Source organism: Actinoallomurus spadix, from assembly GCF_024055725.1.
Lineage (GTDB): Bacteria > Actinomycetota > Actinomycetes > Streptosporangiales > Streptosporangiaceae > Actinoallomurus > Actinoallomurus spadix.
This window is the reverse complement of the sequence record NZ_JAMXMX010000013.1, coordinates 143,694-159,654: the sequence shown is the minus strand read 5'-3', so window position 1 is coordinate 159,654 and position 15,961 is coordinate 143,694. Positions and strand designations below refer to the sequence as shown.

Annotated in this window: 15 protein-coding genes and 1 tRNA gene; 13 read left to right on the top strand and 3 right to left on the bottom strand. The window is 72.7% G+C overall.

Features of this window, described 5'->3' with window-relative positions; all coding sequences use genetic code 11:
- The first annotated feature begins 48 nt into the window (after positions 1 to 48).
- A complete protein-coding gene (locus tag NE235_RS21055; RefSeq protein ID WP_308206123.1) occupies positions 49 to 1,371 on the top strand; it encodes an APC family permease in 1,323 nt (440 codons plus the stop codon).
- A gap of 52 nt (positions 1,372 to 1,423) precedes the next feature.
- Here NE235_RS21055 and NE235_RS21050 read toward each other — a convergent pair whose 3' ends face one another.
- Entirely contained in the window at positions 1,424 to 1,693 is a 270-nt protein-coding gene (locus tag NE235_RS21050; RefSeq protein ID WP_252805557.1) for a WXG100 family type VII secretion target, read from the bottom strand.
- A 311-nt stretch (positions 1,694 to 2,004) separates the two neighbouring features.
- On the opposite strand from NE235_RS21050, the gene NE235_RS21045 reads away from it, so the two are divergent.
- From NE235_RS21045 to NE235_RS21020, 6 genes are all read left to right on the top strand, one after another.
- Positions 2,005 to 3,771, top strand: a complete 1,767-nt coding sequence (locus NE235_RS21045) for an acetyl/propionyl/methylcrotonyl-CoA carboxylase subunit alpha (RefSeq protein WP_252805695.1) — start codon at positions 2,005 to 2,007, stop codon at positions 3,769 to 3,771.
- 218 nt (positions 3,772 to 3,989) lie between these two features.
- The gene (locus NE235_RS21040; protein WP_252805555.1) at positions 3,990 to 5,330 is read left to right on the top strand and encodes a hypothetical protein; all 1,341 of its coding nucleotides are present in this window, start codon (positions 3,990 to 3,992) and stop codon (positions 5,328 to 5,330) included.
- A gap of 12 nt (positions 5,331 to 5,342) precedes the next feature.
- Positions 5,343 to 5,684 (top strand): DUF5313 family protein, encoded by a 342-nt coding sequence (locus NE235_RS21035; protein WP_308206126.1) that lies wholly within the window; start codon positions 5,343 to 5,345, stop codon positions 5,682 to 5,684.
- A gap of 225 nt (positions 5,685 to 5,909) precedes the next feature.
- Positions 5,910 to 7,070, top strand: a complete 1,161-nt coding sequence (trpB, locus tag NE235_RS21030; protein WP_252805693.1) for a tryptophan synthase subunit beta — start codon at positions 5,910 to 5,912, stop codon at positions 7,068 to 7,070.
- On the top strand, positions 7,067 to 7,870 hold the full coding sequence (gene trpA, locus NE235_RS21025) for a tryptophan synthase subunit alpha (RefSeq protein WP_252805550.1): 804 nt from the start codon (positions 7,067 to 7,069) through the stop codon (positions 7,868 to 7,870). Before trpB ends, trpA begins: the two co-directional genes overlap by 4 nt.
- Before the next feature lie 35 nt (positions 7,871 to 7,905).
- Positions 7,906 to 8,664, top strand: a complete 759-nt coding sequence (locus tag NE235_RS21020) for a GntR family transcriptional regulator (protein ID WP_252805547.1) — start codon at positions 7,906 to 7,908, stop codon at positions 8,662 to 8,664.
- Between the two features lie 7 nt (positions 8,665 to 8,671).
- Here NE235_RS21020 and NE235_RS21015 read toward each other — a convergent pair whose 3' ends face one another.
- Positions 8,672 to 10,057, bottom strand: coding sequence for an NAD(P)H-quinone dehydrogenase (locus NE235_RS21015; RefSeq protein ID WP_252805546.1), 1,386 nt, complete (start codon positions 10,055 to 10,057; stop codon positions 8,672 to 8,674).
- Between the two features lie 70 nt (positions 10,058 to 10,127).
- Between NE235_RS21015 and NE235_RS21010 the strand changes: the two genes are divergently transcribed.
- From NE235_RS21010 to NE235_RS20985, 6 genes are all read left to right on the top strand, one after another.
- On the top strand, positions 10,128 to 10,580 hold the full coding sequence (locus tag NE235_RS21010; protein WP_252805544.1) for a gamma-glutamylcyclotransferase: 453 nt from the start codon (positions 10,128 to 10,130) through the stop codon (positions 10,578 to 10,580).
- 33 nt (positions 10,581 to 10,613) lie between these two features.
- Entirely contained in the window at positions 10,614 to 11,414 is an 801-nt protein-coding gene (locus NE235_RS21005) for a purine-nucleoside phosphorylase (protein WP_252805542.1), read from the top strand.
- Between the two features lie 19 nt (positions 11,415 to 11,433).
- Positions 11,434 to 13,083 carry a phospho-sugar mutase gene (locus NE235_RS21000; RefSeq protein WP_252805540.1) on the top strand — a complete coding sequence of 550 codons (1,650 nt, stop codon included), beginning with the start codon at positions 11,434 to 11,436 and terminating at the stop codon, positions 13,081 to 13,083.
- A gap of 229 nt (positions 13,084 to 13,312) precedes the next feature.
- Positions 13,313 to 14,572: a sensor histidine kinase gene (locus NE235_RS20995; RefSeq protein WP_252805538.1), complete on the top strand. Its 1,260-nt coding sequence runs from the start codon at positions 13,313 to 13,315 to the stop codon at positions 14,570 to 14,572.
- 48 nt (positions 14,573 to 14,620) lie between these two features.
- Positions 14,621 to 15,262: a response regulator transcription factor gene (locus NE235_RS20990; RefSeq protein WP_308206122.1), complete on the top strand. Its 642-nt coding sequence runs from the start codon at positions 14,621 to 14,623 to the stop codon at positions 15,260 to 15,262.
- A 30-nt stretch (positions 15,263 to 15,292) separates the two neighbouring features.
- Positions 15,293 to 15,365, top strand: a tRNA-Gly gene (locus NE235_RS20985).
- Positions 15,366 to 15,477: 112 nt separating this feature from the next.
- Here NE235_RS20985 and NE235_RS20980 read toward each other — a convergent pair.
- A complete protein-coding gene (locus NE235_RS20980; protein WP_252805536.1) occupies positions 15,478 to 15,927 on the bottom strand; it encodes a winged helix-turn-helix transcriptional regulator in 450 nt (149 codons plus the stop codon).
- Positions 15,928 to 15,961 lie beyond the last annotated feature (34 nt).

Genomic DNA, 15,961 nt, shown 5'->3' with positions numbered 1-15,961 from the left:
GACGATACATCAAACGAGTTTGATGGAATAGTGTCGAGGAGGTGGCCGGTGACATCGCGACCTCAGCCCCGGGACGTATCCGGATCGGCCGGGCCGGGTTCCGGTGGCGGGGACCACCTCGCGCGCAGGTTGGGCACCGGTGACGCGGTCGTGATCGGACTCGGGTCGATGATCGGCGCGGGCGTGTTCGCCGCGTTCGGCCCCGCGGCGCGGGCCGCCGGCACGGGACTGCTGATCGGGCTGGTGATCGCCTCGGTGATCGCGTACTGCAACGCGGTCGCCTCCGCGCAACTGGCGGCGGTGTATCCGGTCTCCGGAGGCACCTACATCTACGGCCGCGAGCGCCTCGGCCACTGGTGGGGGTTCACCGCCGGATGGGGATTCGTCGTCGGCAAGACCGCCTCATGCGCCGCCATGGCGCTCACCTTCGCCTCCTACGCGGTCCCCGGCCCCTGGTGGGTACAACGGGTCGTCGCCATCGCGGGCGTGCTGGGCCTGGCCGCGCTCAACTACCGAGGCGTGACCAGGACCGCCCGGCTCACCCGGGTGCTCGTCGCCACCAGCCTGACCGCCCTGGCCGTCGTCGTCGTGGGTATCGCGGTGGGCGGGCACATCGGCACGGGCGACCTCGGCGACTGGCAAGCCGGCGGCGTCTACGGCGTCCTTCAGTCCGCGGGCCTGCTGTTCTTCGCCTTCGCCGGCTACGCCCGCCTCGCCACCATGGGGGAAGAAGTCCGGGACCCGGCGCGCACCATTCCCCGCGCGATTCCGATCGCGCTGTTCATCGCCGTGGCCGTCTACCTCGTGGTCGGGGTCGCGGTGTTGCTGGCCGCCGGGCCGCATCGGCTCGCCGCGGCGCCCGCGCCACTGACCACTGCCGTCGAGACGGCGGGGGCCGGGGCGTTGGCCCCGGTGGTGCGAGTCGGTGGTGCGCTGGCGGCGCTCGGCGCGCTGCTGGCGTTGATGGCCGGGATCGGCCGCACCGGCCTGGCCATGGCCCGGCACCGTGACCTGCCTGGCCTGCTCGCCGCCGTCCATCCGCGGTACCGGGTACCACGCCACGCCGAGATCGCCCTCGCCGTCGTGGTGAGCGCCCTGGTGGCCATCGCCGATCTGCGCGGCGTGATCGGCTTCTCCTCTTTCGGTGTTCTGGTCTACTACGCCATCGCCAACGCCGCGGCCTTCACCCAGCCTGCGCCCGATCGCCGATGGCCACGCTGGCTCAACGTGCTCGGCACCGCCGGCTGCCTGACCCTGGTCGCCGCCCTGCCCTTGCGGTCCGTCCTCGCCGGCGTCGTCATGTTCACCGTCGGCCTGACCGGCCGATGGCTGGTCCTGAGACGCCGGGCACCGGCCACCGCATCCGAATAGGAAGGTGCGGCGCGACCGGGCCCCCTAGGGGCTGGCATGCATGACAGCGGGGCTATTTGCCGACGTTGCGGAAACCCTCGGCGCGGCTGTTGATGTCCCGGTGGGCCTCCTGGAAGGCGACGACCATCTTGTCGAAGGACGGCTTCGCCTGGGCCCACGCCTCGCGGAACCGGTTGGCCCCGGGACCCTGCCAGATGCTCTGGCTGCTCTGGGTGTTCGCGTTGAGGTCCCGGATGATCTGGTCGAGTTCCTGGCCGTGCTTCTGGAAGAGGCCGGCGAGCCTCTTCATGGCGTCGGGATCGCCACCGTAGATGCCACCCATCGGATTCTCTCCGTTCGCTGTCAGCCCGTCTGTGCAATCAAGCATCGGCAGGAGGCCGGCGGAACCCCTCTCCTTGTCCGTTTGCGGCCATCCACTCTCACAAAATGGGCAAAGCAGGAAGATGCCGACGCGTTTCGGCGCCCGCCGGTAGGCGGCGGACGGGGCGGGAGCGCCAGGGTGGCGACGGGCGACGGCGGCAGCCGAGCAAGTGATTGGTTACTCTGGAGATCGCCATAACCGGGCGGCCCTTGAGCGCGCGCGGAGCGGGGTTGCCTAAACTCTCTCTGATCGGCAAGAGCGAGGAGTCGTACGTGCGCAAGGTCCTGATCGCCAACCGGGGTGAGATCGCCGTCCGTATCGCGCGGGCGTGCCGGGACGCGGGAATCGGCAGTGTCGCCGTCTACTCGGAGCCCGACCTGGACGGGCTGCACGCGCGGGTCGCGGATGAGGCGTACGCGCTGGGCGGGTCGACCGCGGCCGAGAGCTACCTCGACATGGACAAGCTGCTGCGGATCGCCAAGGAGAGCGGCGCCGACGCCGTGCACCCGGGCTACGGCTTCCTGTCCGAGAACGCCCAGTTCGCCGAGGCGGTGACGAACGCCGGGCTGACCTGGATCGGCCCGCCGCCGAGCGCGATCATGGCGCTGGGCGACAAGGTGCAGGCGCGGCACATCGCGCAGAAGGTCGGCGCCCCGCTGGTGGCGGGCACCAAGGACCCGGTCGAGGACGCCGACGAGGTGGTGGCGTTCGCGCGGGAGCACGGGCTGCCCATCGCGATCAAGGCGGCGTTCGGTGGTGGCGGCCGCGGGCTGAAGGTCGCGCGGACGATGGAGGAGATCCCCGAGCTGTACGAGTCGGCGGTCCGGGAGGCGGTCGCCTCGTTCGGGCGCGGGGAGTGCTTCGTCGAGCGGTACCTCGACAAGCCCCGTCACGTGGAGACCCAGTGCCTCGCCGACCGGCACGGGAACGTCGTGGTCGTCTCCACGCGTGACTGCTCGCTGCAGCGGCGGCACCAGAAGCTCGTGGAGGAGGCCCCGGCACCGTTCCTGAGCGAGGAGCAGCTGGCGACCCTGTACTCCAGCTCCAAGGCGATCCTGCGCGAGGCCGGGTACGTCGGCGCGGGCACGTGCGAGTTCCTCGTCGGCCAGGACGGCACGATCTCGTTCCTCGAGGTGAACACCCGCCTCCAGGTCGAGCACCCGGTGACCGAGGAGGTCGCCGGCGTCGACCTCGTAAGGGAGCAGTTCCGCGTCGCGGAGGGCGAGGAGCTGGGGTACGACGACCCGGCCCTGCGCGGGCACTCGATCGAGTTCCGCATCAACGCGGAGGACGCGGGCCGCAACTTCCTGCCCGCGCCGGGGACGATCACCCGGTGGAGCGCGCCGACCGGTCCGGGCGTGCGCCTGGACAGCGGGTTCGGCGAGGGCATGACCGTCCCGCAGATGTACGACTCGATGATCGCGAAGCTGATCGTCACCGGCGCGAACCGCACGGAGGCGCTGCAGCGGGCGCGGCGGGCGCTCGCGGAGTTCGAGATCGAGGGCATGCCGACGGTCATCCCGTTCCACCGGACGGTGATCGAGGACCCGGCGTTCACCGACGAGCCGTTCCGGGTGCACACGCGCTGGATCGAGACCGAGTTCGACAACACGATCGCGCCGTACGACGCGGCGGTCGAGGCGGCCGAGCCGGCGGAGCGGGAGAGGGTGACCGTCGAGGTCGGCGGCAAGCGCCTCGAGGTGGTGCTCCCCGCGGGCCTGGGCGCCTCGGCGGGCGATCCCGGCCCGGTCGCCACGGGCCGCGCGGCGGCGCCGGCCCGGCGCAAGGGCGGCAAGAAGGCCGGCGGGGCCGCCGCCAGCGGGGACGCGCTGGTCAGCCCGATGCAGGGCACCATCGTCAAGATCCTCGTCGAGGACGGCACGGCGGTGGAGGCCGGGGCCACGATCGTGGTGCTCGAGGCGATGAAGATGGAGCAGCCGCTGACGGCGCACAAGGCGGGCACGGTGACGGGCCTGGCCGCGCAGGTCGGCCAGACGGTCTCGAACGGCGCCGTGATCTGCGAGATCAAGGACGCCTGAGCCGGCGGCCCGGACCGGCGCGCCGGGCACCCGGGGGCCACCCGGAAGAGCACGTCCGAGCGGGGCGTAACGTGATGCTCGCCATCGGTTACGCTCGGCTCTGGGACGTCCTGGTGCACGGGGTGTCGCGCGGCGGCACCGGCGTGTGCACGGAACCATCCCGACCGCTGGTTCGTCGAAGCTAGTCAAAGCAACCACACTGATCACTTGAAGGCGCCATGAAGATTCGCCGTTCGACGATTCCCGCCGCCGTGGCCGCCGTCGTCGCACTGCTGTTCGCGTTCGCCGTCCCGGCGAACGCCGATCCGTTCCAGAACGTCGTCCAGGGGTTGAAGAGCCAGCGGTTCTACCTGTCCTCGGACGCGGGTGCGACGATGTCCGGTTCCGACAAGCAATCCGTGGTCAACGCGCTGAAGGACGACGAGTCGACCATCCGGATCGCCGTGGTGAAGCAGGATCGCGTCAGTTCCTCGGGCCTGCGGCAGCTCGACAGCGCTCTGGGGCGCAAGGGCACGCTCATCCTGCTCGACGGCTCCGGCCGGCGGATCCTCGCGGGCACGCACGATGGCCTGGGCAGCAGCAAGGTCCGGACGCTGGTGACCCAGGCGCGGGGTGACTCGTCCAACCTCAAGGACCTGGTCCTCAACCTGAACAAGCGCTTCGACAAGGCGATCTCCGACAAGAAGTCGGGCTCGGCGACGGCCGGGTTCGTGGTGCTGGGCGTCCTGATCCTCATCGTCCTGGGCGTCGTGGGCCTGATCTTCTTCGCCCGTAAGCGGCGGAAGGAGCGGGAGGCCAGGCAGCTGGCCGAGCTCAAGGAGAACGTCTACGAGGACGTCACCCGGCTGGGTGAGGACATCACCGGGCTGAACCTCAACGTGATGGACCCGAACCTCGACCCGGCCGCGCGGGACGACTACCAGCGCGCCATGGACTCCTACGACCGGGCGAAGGCCGCGGTCGACGAGGCGCGCCGTCCGCAGGACATGAGCCAAGTCACCGAGGCGCTGGCGGACGGCCGCTATTACATGACGGCGGTGCGGGCCCGCCTGGACGGCCGGCCGGTGCCCGAGCGACGTGCCCCCTGCTTCTTCAACCCGCAGCACGGCCCGTCGGTGCAGGACGTCATGTGGGCGCCCGCGGGCGGCCAGCCCCGGTCGGTTCCGGCCTGCGCGGCCGACGCGCAGCGGGTGCTGTCGGGCGTGGACCCGGACGCCCGCCTGGTCTCGATCGGCGGTCAGCGGCGGCCGTACTGGGACGCCGGGCCGATGTACGCGCCGTACGCCGGGGGCTACTACTCCGGTTTCGGCGGCGGCGACATGCTGGGCGGCCTGTTGATCGGCACCGCGCTGGGCTCGATGTTCAGCGGGGGCTTCGGCGGCCACGGCGGCTACGACGCCGGTTACATGGCCGGGTACGAGGCCGGCAACGACAACGACGGCGGCTGGGGCTTCGGCGGCGGAGACGGCGGCGGTGACGGTGGTGGCTTCGACATCGGCGGCGGCGACTTCGGCGGCTTCGACGGTGGCGGCGACTTCGGTGGCGGCGGCGACTGGTGACGGAGGTTCGCGCTGACCCGGCTGCCCGGTGACCCGGGCCCGCTGCGGCGGGCCCGCTACGCCATGGGGTTCCGGCTTCCTCCGGAGAACCTCGGCTGGGTGCGGCACGATCTGACCGACGCGGGGTGGCGTGGCCGCATGATGGTCCGCCACCTCGCTCTCATGACCCCGGTCTGCGTGGGGCTCGCGCTGCTGCCGGCGGAGTGGGGAATCCGGGTGGCCGTCGTGGCGCTGGCGTTGCTGAGCAGCACGTTCGTCGTCGCGATCAACTTCGCGGACATCCGGCAGGCGCGGCTGCGCCAGCACGGCCTGCCCGTACCCGACGATCCACAGCGCGGTCATCCCCCACACTGACCCCGTGGTCCGCGTAATCCACAGGACTCGTCCACAGTGACCGTCCACAACCTGTGGACAACTTTTCCCCAAGGCCTGGCCGATTTCCGGCCAGGCCTTTCGCATGCCCGAGTTCCGGGTTAGAGTTCTAGAACTCAGTCGAAGAGTTCTAGATCTCTGGGAGGCGGCATGGTGACGGACGTACGGTCGCGGCCGGTGCGGGAGGCGGTTCCCCGCACCACCGTGATGGGCGATCCCGGGGCGCGGGGCAGGTTCGGCGGGCACGGGGGCCGGTACGCGCCGGAGTCGCTGGTGGCGGCGTGCGGCGAGGTGGAGGACGCCTTCCGGGCGGCGTGGGCGGACCCGGCCTTCCGCGCCGAGCTCGCGGCGCTGCTGGCCGAGTACGTCGGCCGGCCGACGCCGCTGACGCGGGCGCGGCGCCTGTCCGCCGAGCTGGGCGTCGAGATCCTGCTCAAGCGCGAGGACCTGGCCCACACGGGCTCCCACAAGATCAACAACGTGATGGGGCAGGCGCTGCTGGCCGTCCGGATGGGCCGGACCCGGCTGATCGCGGAGACGGGCGCCGGGCAGCACGGGGTGGCGACCGCGACCGCCGCCGCGCTGCTGGGCCTGCGGGCCACCGTCTTCATGGGCGAGCGCGACATCGAACGCCAGGCGCTGAACGTCTTCCGGATGCGCCTGCTCGGCGCCGAGGTGGTCCCGGTCACGACGGGCAGCCGGACGCTCAAGGACGCCACGAGCGAGGCGATGCGCCACTGGGTGGGCGCGCTGGAGGACTCCCACTACTGCATGGGCTCCGTCGTCGGGCCGCACCCGTACCCGTGGATGGTCCGGGAGTTCCAGCGGGTGATCGGTGAGGAGGCGCGCGGCCAGTGCGCGGCCGCGCTGCCCTCCGGCGCGCCGGACTACGTCGTGGCCTGTGTCGGAGGCGGGTCGAACGCCGCGGGCACGTTCGCCGGGTTCGCCGACGGTCCCGCGCGGCTCGTCGGCGTCGAGGCCGAGGGCGGCGCCGGGGCGACCCGGGGCCGGGCCGGGGTGCTGCACGGCGTCCGCTCGCTCTTCCTGCAGGACGACGACGGGCAGATCACCGAGGCCCACTCGATCGCGGCCGGCCTGGACTATCCGGGCGTCGGCCCCGAGCACGCCCACCTGCGGGACCTGGGCCGGGCGCGGTACGTCACGGTCACCGACAAGGAGGTCGTCGGCGCGGCGGTGCGCCTGGCCCGGACCGAGGGGATCGTGCCCGCGCTGGAGTCCGCGCACGCGGTCGCGTGGGTGATCCGCGCGGCGGGCGACGGGGAACTGCCGTCCGGCGCGACCGTGATGCTGACGCTGTCAGGGCGGGGCGACAAGGACACCTCGACGCTGATGGAGGCCATGGCATGACCGGCGTGACGATGACACCGGGGTCGCTGGAGCGGCGCCTGCGCGCCCGCCGCGACGAGGGCCGTACGCTGCTGATGCCGTACGTCACCGGCGGGATCACCCCGGACTGGACCGCGTACCTGCGGGCGTTCGCGGAGGCGGGGGCCGACGCGATCGAGGTCGGGCTGCCGTTCAGCGATCCGACCCTCGACGGCGTCACCATCCAGGAGGCGTCGCACGCGGCGCTGGCGCGCGGCACGTCGGTGCGCGGGATCCTCGCCGACCTGGCCGCGCTGGGCGAGCCGGCGGTGCCGCTGGTCGCCAGCACGTACTACAACCTGGTCCTGCGGGACGGGCCGGAGGCGTTCTGCGCGGCGCTGCGGGCGGCCGGGGTCAGCGGGCTGATCGTCGCGGACCTGCCGGTGGACGAGGCCGGTGAGCTGGCCGGCGTCGCGGCCGCCGCGGGCGTCGACCTGGCGCTGCTCGCCTCCCCGGCGACCCCGGAACCACGGCTGGCGGAGATCGCCGCGCGCAGCCGCGGGTTCGTCTACGCCGTCTCGCTGATGGGCACGACCGGCGAACGGGCCGCGCTGGCCGCGTCGGCGACGACGACGGCCGAGCGGATCCGGCGCGGCACCGACCGTCCCGTGCTCCTCGGGTTCGGCGTCTCGACCGCCGAGCAGGCGGTGGCCGCCGCGCGCGGCGCGGACGGCGTCGTCATCGGCGCGGCGCTGATGCGGCAGGTGCTGGACGGGGCCGGACCGGACGACGTCGGGGCCTTCCTGGCTAAGATTCGCCGAGCACTCGACGAGAGGACCTGAGCGCGGGGCGAGCCGCGCGGAGGAGAGGGAGGCCGATGGCCCGGGACCCCGGCCACGAGGCGAGGTACCGCACCATCGCCGCCGATCTCGCCGCGAAGATCCGCGCGGGTCACTACGCGCCGGGCGAGGCGCTCCCGCCGCAGCGGGAGCTCAGCGCCTCGTACGGCGTGACGCTGATGACGCTCCGGCAGGCGCTGCGGCGGCTCAGCGACGAGGGGCTGATCGTGCAGCGGCACGGGCGCGGCACGTACGTCGCGCCGCCGCACCTGGCGTACCAGCTCGGGTCGCTGCGGAGTCTCGCCGACGACCTGCGCGAGCAGGGTCACGAGGTGCGCACGGTGGTGCTCGCGCGGTCGGTGCGCGAGGTCCCGGCCGGCGTCGCCGCGCGGCTGCGCGCCCGGCCCGGCGAGACGGCGCTGCGGCTGGAGCGGCTTCGCGAGTTCGCGGGGCGTCCCGCGATCCACCAGGTGTCCTGGGTCCGGCAGCCGCACGCCGAGGCGGTACGGGACCGGGACTTCACCGGCGTCTCGCTGTACGGGGCCCTCGCGGACGCCGGGGTGGCCGTGGCCCGCGCCGCCGAGACGATCCGCCCCGGACTGCTGGACGCCGCCCTCGCCGAGCATCTGAAGGAGCCGGCGGGCAGCCCGGTGTTCACGAGCGAGCGGATCACGTACACGCTGGACGGCGCCGCGATCGTCGACGACCACGCCACCATCCTCGGCAGCATGATGGAGATCAGCACCGACCGCGCCGCGTCCGGTCTGTCCCTGACGTGGGGCGCCGCGGGCCCGTGATCCTCCGTCAGTAGGCCGACTCCTGCATGAGGCGGCGGGCGGCCTCGGTGATGCTGCCGGACACGGACGGGTACACCGCGAAGGTGTGGGCGACCTGGTCGACGGTCAGGTGCTGCTGCACCGCGATCGACAGGCCCAGGATCAGCTCGCTCGCCCGGGGCGCGACGATCACGCCGCCGAGCACGATGCCGGTGGCCGGCCGGCAGAAGATCTTCACGAAGCCGTCCAGGAAGCCCTGCATCTTCGCGCGCGGGTTGGTCGAGAGGGGCAGCTTCACGATCCGGGCCGGGACCTCGCCCGAGTCGATCTGCGCCTGGGACACCCCGACCGTGGCGACCTCCGGGTCGGTGAAGATGTTCGCCGCGACCCAGCCGAGCTTGAGCGGCTGCACGGCCTCGCCGAGGGCGTGCCACATCGCGATCCGGCCCTGCATGGCGGCGACCGAGGCGAGCATCAGGATGCCGGTGCAGTCCCCGGCGGCGTACACGTGCGGCGCGGACGTCCGGGACACCTTGTCGACCTGCACGAATCCGCGCTCGTCCAGGCGTACGCCGGCCTCCTCCAGACCCATGCCACGGGTGTTGGGCTCCATGCCGACCGTCATGAGGCAGTGCGAGCCGGTGACCGTACGGCCGTCGGTGAGCGTCACCTCGACGCCGTCGGCGGTGCGCTTGACCCCGGCGGCGCGGGAGCGGGCGAGGAGGTTCATGCCGCGGCGCTGGAAGACCTCTTCCAGGACGCGCGCGGCGTCCTCGTCCTCGTTGGGCAGGACGTGGTCGCGGGAGGAGACGAGCGTGACGCGGGAGCCGAGCGCGAGGTACGCGCCGGCGAACTCGGCGCCGGTGACGCCCGAGCCGACGACGATGAGGTCCTCGGGCAGCTCCGGCAGGTCGTAGAGCTGGCGCCAGTTCAGGATGCGCTCGCCGTCGGGCTCGGCGCCGGGCAGGACCCGCGGGGTCGCGCCGGTGGCGATCAGGACGACGTCGGCGTGGATCCGCTCGTCGCCGACGGCCACGATCTGCGGGTCGACGAGCCGGCCCGCACCACGGATGATGCGCACGCCCTCGTCCGCGACCCGGCTCTCGATGTCGGCGGACTGGGCCCAGGCCAGCTCCTTCACCCGCTTGTTCACCAGCGGCAGGTCGACCTCCGGCCCGCCGACCTCGCCGTCCGAACCGCCGGAGAACCGCACGCCGAGGGACACCGACTCCGACAGCACCGCCATGCGCGTCGAGGTCGCGATGAGCGTCTTGGAGGGCACGCAATCGGTGAGAACACAGGCCCCGCCGGGCCCGTCGCGCTCCACGAGCGTGACGTCCGCGCCCAGTTGTGCCGCGACCAGGGCGGATTCGTAGCCGCCGGGGCCGCCTCCGAGGATGGCTACGCGTGTCATATCGGTCATTCTCCCGCACTCCCGGGGTTGACACGCCGCCGCGCCCACTAAGGCCGTACGCTGGGCGACCGTGGCCTTGTACGCGGCGTACGCCTCCAACATGGATCCCGCGCAGATGGCGGAGCGCGCTCCGCACTCACCCCTGCGCACGACCGGCTGGCTCAAGGGCTGGCGGCTGACCTTCGGCGGTGAGAACGTCGGCTTCGAAGGCGCCCTCGCCACCGTGGTCGAGGACGCCGACGAGCACGTCTTCGTCGTGCTCTACGACGTTCCCGAGCTCGACGAGCAGGCGCTGGACGAGTGGGAGGGGGCGGCCCTCGGCGTCTACCGCAAGATCCGGGTGCGGATCGCCACCCTCGACGGCGACGTCCTCGCCTGGCTCTACGTCCTCGACGCCTACGAGGGCGGCCTGCCGTCGGCGCGGTACCTCGGCATCCTCGCCGACGCGGCCGAGAAGGCCGGGGCGCCGGACGACTACGTCAAGGATCTGCGCACCCGCCCGTGCAAGTCACTCGGCGACTGATCAGCGCGTACGCCGTGGGTAGTCTGTCCGCTTGTGAGCAATGACGCCTACGAACTGGCCCGATCGGCGGCCGACGCGCTGAAGCGACGCCTGACCGCCGACTCCTTCGACGTCGCCCTCGTGATGGGGTCCGGCTGGGTGCCGGCGGCGAACGCGCTCGGCGCGGCCGCGGACGAGATCCCCGTGACGGAGCTGCCCGGATTCGCCGAGCCGGGGGTGCCGGGCCACGCGGGCACCGTCCGCGTCGTCGAGGTCGGGAACCGGCGGGCCCTGATCTTCCTCGGCCGCACCCACCTGTACGAGGGGCGGGGCGTGCGGCCGGTCGTGCACGGCATCCGCACCGCGCTGGCGGCCGGGGTCCGGACGATCGTGCTCACCAACGCCGCGGGCGGCACCCGCCCGGAGTGGCAGAAGGTCGGCGACCCCGTACTGATCAGCGACCACCTCAACCTCACCGGCCACAACCCGATCTCCGGCCCGACGTTCGTCGACATGACCGAGGCGTACTCCCCCGCCCTGCGGTCCCTCGTCAAGGACATCGACCCGAGCCTCGCCGAGGGCGTCTACGCCGCGCTGCCCGGCCCGTCGTACGAGACGCCGGCGGAGATCCGGATGCTGCGCATGATGGGCGCGGACCTGGTCGGCATGTCCACCGTCCTGGAGACGATCGCGGCCCGTGAGGGCGGCGCGGACGTCCTGGGCATCTCCCTGGTGACGAACATCGCCGCCGGCCTGACCGGCGAGCCACTGGACCACCAGGAGGTGCTGGCCGCCGGACGGGCCGCCGCCGAGCGGATGGGCGCGCTGCTCGGCAAGGCCCTGCGGGCCCTCTGAGCCGGGAAGGGACGGACACGTGAGCGACGTATACCGGCCGCAGGCCGAGGAGTGGCTGGCCCAGGACCCCGACCCCGAGACCCGCGAGGAGCTGCGGGCCCTGCTGGGCGACGAGGCGGCGCTGGCCGAGCGGTTCGGGGCGAAACTGGAGTTCGGCACGGCCGGCCTGCGCGGCGAGCTCGGGGCCGGCCCGAACCGCATGAACCGCGTGACGGTCATGCGGGCCGCCGCCGGCCTCGCCACCGTGCTGACCTCCGAGGACGCGGCCGAGCGGTTCGAGCGGCCCGGCAACGGCGCCTCCGTCGTGATCGGGTACGACGCCCGGCACAAGTCCGACGTGTTCGCCGAGGACTCCGCCGCCGTGCTCGCCGGAGCCGGCGTCACCGTCCACCTGATGCCGCGGCCACTGCCGACACCCGTCCTCGCGTACGCCGTCCGCTTCCTCGGCGCCGACGCCGGCGTCATGGTCACCGCGAGCCACAACCCGCCGCGGGACAACGGCTACAAGGTCTACTGGGGCGACGGCGCGCAGATCATCCCGCCGCTGGACGCGGAGATCTCCCAGGCGATCGACGCCGTCGGGCGGATCGACGAACTGCCGCGCGGTACGGACTGGAACCTCCTCGACGACGGCATCGTGGACGCCTACCTGCACGCGCTGTCGCGGTTGCCGCTCGGCACCGCGCGGGGCGTCTCGGCCGCCTACACGCCGCTGCACGGGGTCGGCGGGGAGGTGCTGGCCCGCGCGTTCGCGTGGAGCGGGTTCGCGGTGCCGGACGTCGTCGCCGAGCAGTCCCGGCCCGACCCGGACTTCCCGACCGTCGCGTTCCCCAACCCGGAGGAGCCCGGCGCGATGGACCTGGCCCTCGACCTGGGCAAGGACCACGACCTGGTGATCGCCAACGACCCGGACGCCGACCGCTGCGCCGTGGCCGTGGGCGGGCGGATGCTGACCGGCGACGAGGTCGGCGCACTGCTCGCCGAGCACGTCCTGCGGCACACGAGCGGGCCCGACCGGCTCGTCGTCACCACCATCGTGTCGTCCTCGCTGCTCGGGAAGATCGCGGCGGCGCACGGCGTCCGGTACGCCGAGTCGCTGACCGGCTTCAAGTGGATCATGAAGGCGGGCACCGACCGCGACCGGCTCGTGTACGGCTACGAGGAGGCCCTCGGCTACTGCGTCGGCGGTGACGACGGCGTCCCCGTACGCGACAAGGACGGCATCGGCGCGGCGCTGGCCGTCGCCGCGCTGGCCGCCGAGGCCAAGGCCGAGGGCCGTACCCTCCTGGACCTCCTCGACGACCAGGCGCGCCGGTACGGCCTGCACGCCACCGCGCAGCTGTCCGTACGGGTGGCCGACCTGTCGCTGATCACGGACGCGATGGACCGGCTGCGCGCGACGCCGCCGGACCGGCTCGGCGGCCGCACGGTCACGGGCGTGGACGACCTGTCCGCCGGGCTCGGCGGTCTCCCGCCGACGAACGGCCTGCGCTTCCGCCTGTCGGAGGGCGGCCGCGTCGTCGTCCGCCCGTCGGGGACCGAACCCAAGCTCAAGTGCTACCTCGAGGTCGTCGAGCCGGTCACCGGTTCGGTCGCCGGCGCCCGGATGAGGGCCGACACCGCGCTGACGGTCCTCCGCAACGATCTCGCCGGAGTCCTCGGCCTCTGAGCGTCTCGCCCGGTGAGGTACGACCGAGGCCACGGCGGCGGTGACCGGTGACGTACGAGCGAGGTCACGGCGGCGGTGACCGGTGACGTACGAGCGAGGTCACGGCGGCGGTGACCGGTGACGTACGAGCGAGGTCACGGCGGCGACCGATGAGGTGCGACCGAGGTCACGGCGGCGTCGACTTTCGGCCGATGTCGCCTCGTCGCGCGAGGATCTACCGTTGACGGTCATGAGCGGTATGGCGGTCTCCCGACCCGACCACCCGTCCCTCCTCCCCGCCCTGCTCGCGGCCCCCGACCCGACGGACCGGGTCCCCCGGTCGGCCCGCGACTGGGCGGTCGACATCGCCTGCTTCATCCTGGCGATGTCCTTCGGCGGCCTCATGCTGTTCGTGACGTCCCAAGGCTCGCCGGCCCCCCATCATCCGCCGCGACTGCCCGACGTTCTGATCGGCGCGCTCGGCTGCCTCGCGCTGTGGTGGCGCCGGCGCCGTCCCGTGGAGCTCGGGATCGCCCTGGGCACGGTGAGCGTCCTGTCCGTGAGCGTCGCGGGAGCGGCCTGCATCGCGCTGTTCACGGTGGCCGTGCACCGGCCCTTCCGTACGGTGGCACTGGTCGCCCTGGTGCACCTCGTCGTCAACGCCCTCTACACCGCCGTCTTCCCCGATCCCACGCAGGCGTACTGGGCGGGGCTCCTGTGGGGCGCCGTGGTCGTCGCGGCGGTCGTGGCGTGGGGGCTGTTCGTCCGTGCCCGGCGGCAGCTCATCCTGTCCCTCCGGGAGCGGGCGCTGCGGGCGGAGGCCGAGCAGCAGCTCCGCGTCACGCAGGCCCGGCACCAGGAACGCGCCCGCATCGCCCGGGAGATGCACGACGTGCTCGCCCACCGCATCTCCCTGCTCAGCGTGCACGCGGGAGCGCTGGAGTTCCGCCCCGACGCTCCCCCCACCGAGATCGCCAAGGCGGCGGGCGTGATCCGGGCCAGCGCGCACCAGGCGCTTCAGGACCTGCGCGAGGTGATCGGCGTGCTCCGCGAGGACACGGCCGAGGAGACGCCCGAACGCCCCCAGCCGAACCTCGGTGACCTGCCCACGCTCATCGACGAGTCGCGGCGGGCGGGGATGACCGTGGTCTACGAGAACCGGCTGCACGACGGCGACGCCATCCCCACCGCGCTCGGGCGCAGCGCCTACCGCACCGTGCAGGAGGCCCTGACGAACGCCCGCAAGCACGCCCCCGACGCCACCGTGACCGTCGTCGTCGGCGGAACGGCGGGCACCGACCTCACCATCGAGGTGCGCAACCCGCTCGTCGCCACCGCGTCGGGCATCCCCGGCTCGGGCACCGGGCTGATCGGGCTCGCCGAGCGCGCCCTGCTGTCCGGCGGGCGCCTCGAACACGGCCCGACTCCGGACGGGGAGTTCCGCGTCCGCGCGTGGCTGCCCTGGCCCGGCGAGACCACCCCGGCCGGGGCAGCCGGCGTGCGGCCGTGATCGAGCGGAACCCGCCGCCGGCCGGTGCGCGCCGTTAGTGTGTCCCACGTGACCATTCGCGTGCTGATCGTCGACGATGACGCATTGGTCCGTGCGGGCCTGTCGATGATGCTGGCCGGAGCCGACGACCTGCGGATCGTCGCGGAGGCGGGCGACGGCGCCGAGGTCGCCCCGCTCGTCGCCGAGCACGCGCCGGACGTCGTCCTCATGGACATCCGGATGCCCCGCATGGACGGCCTCGCCGCGACCGAGGCCCTCCGCGCCCGGCAGGGACCCCCCGAGGTCATCATCCTGACCACGTTCGACGCCGACGAGCACGTGCTGCGGGCCCTGCGGGCCGGGGCCGCCGGGTTCCTCCTCAAGGACACCCCGCCCGGCGACATCATCGACGCGATCCGGCGCGTCGCCGCGGGCGAGCCGATCCTGTCCCCCAGCGTCACCCGCCGCCTGATCGCCCATGTGGCCCACACCCGCCCGAATCCGGCGCAGGAACGCCTCGCGCGCCTCAGCGACCGTGAGCGCGAGGTCGTCATCGCCATCGGCCAGGGCAAGTCGAACGCCGAGATCGGCTCCGAGCTGTACATGAGCGTCGCCACGGTGAAGGCCCACGTGTCCCGGCTGCTCGCCAAGCTCGAGCTCAACAACCGGGTCCAGGTCGCCCTGCTCGCCCACGACGCCGGTCTCGTCTAGCCCCGAGATCCGGTATTCTTGTGGAGTCACGCGGACGTGGCTCAGTTGGTAGAGCATCACCTTGCCAAGGTGAGGGTCGCGGGTTCGAATCCCGTCGTCCGCTCTCGATGATGTCTCAGGACATCGGCACGACCCCGGACTCTTCTTAAGTCCGGGGTCGTTCGCGTTACAGGGCGGTGGGCCTTCGGCGGGGTCGGGGAGCGGCGCGCCGGGGATCAGGTGTGCCGGCGCACCGAGGTCGTGTCGCTCGTCAGCGGCGATCCGTTCGCCGCCACGGGCAGGAGGTCGGGCACGCGGGCGCCATCGCCGTCGACCAGGACCGAGTGCGTCTCGCCCGCCTCGAAGGCATGACGTTCGCCCCACTGCCGCAGCGTGACGATCACCGGGAAGAGGTCTTTGCCCGCCTCGGTGAGCGCGTACAGCCTGCGTCTGCCCGACGGGGCGTCGACCTGGGTGAGCAGGCCGTGGGCGGCGAGCCTGCGAAGCCGGTCCGTGAGGATGTTGCGGGCGATGCCGGTGCGTTGCTGGAAGTCGGTGAACGACCGGGCGCCGTCCATCGCGTCGCGGACGATGAGCAGGCTCCACCGGTCGCCGACCAGATCGACCGTGCGGGCGACCGGGCAGCTCGGATCGGTCCACGCGGGGCGCTGTCCGCCGGCGTCCATCACCCCTCCAAAGAGTTGCGTTCTGGAACCATTC

Coding starts and splice junctions, on each gene's coding strand:
- NE235_RS21050 (WP_252805557.1), bottom strand. CDS start 1,693: ATGGGTGGCATCTACGGTGGCGATCCCGACGCCATGAAGAGGCTCGCC.
- NE235_RS21040 (WP_252805555.1), top strand. CDS start 3,990: ATGAAGATTCGCCGTTCGACGATTCCCGCCGCCGTGGCCGCCGTCGTC.
- trpB (WP_252805693.1), top strand. CDS start 5,910: ATGGGCGATCCCGGGGCGCGGGGCAGGTTCGGCGGGCACGGGGGCCGG.
- trpA (WP_252805550.1), top strand. CDS start 7,067: ATGACCGGCGTGACGATGACACCGGGGTCGCTGGAGCGGCGCCTGCGC.
- NE235_RS21020 (WP_252805547.1), top strand. CDS start 7,906: ATGGCCCGGGACCCCGGCCACGAGGCGAGGTACCGCACCATCGCCGCC.
- NE235_RS21015 (WP_252805546.1), bottom strand. CDS start 10,057: ATGACACGCGTAGCCATCCTCGGAGGCGGCCCCGGCGGCTACGAATCC.
- NE235_RS20995 (WP_252805538.1), top strand. CDS start 13,313: ATGAGCGGTATGGCGGTCTCCCGACCCGACCACCCGTCCCTCCTCCCC.
- NE235_RS20980 (WP_252805536.1), bottom strand. CDS start 15,927: ATGGACGCCGGCGGACAGCGCCCCGCGTGGACCGATCCGAGCTGCCCG.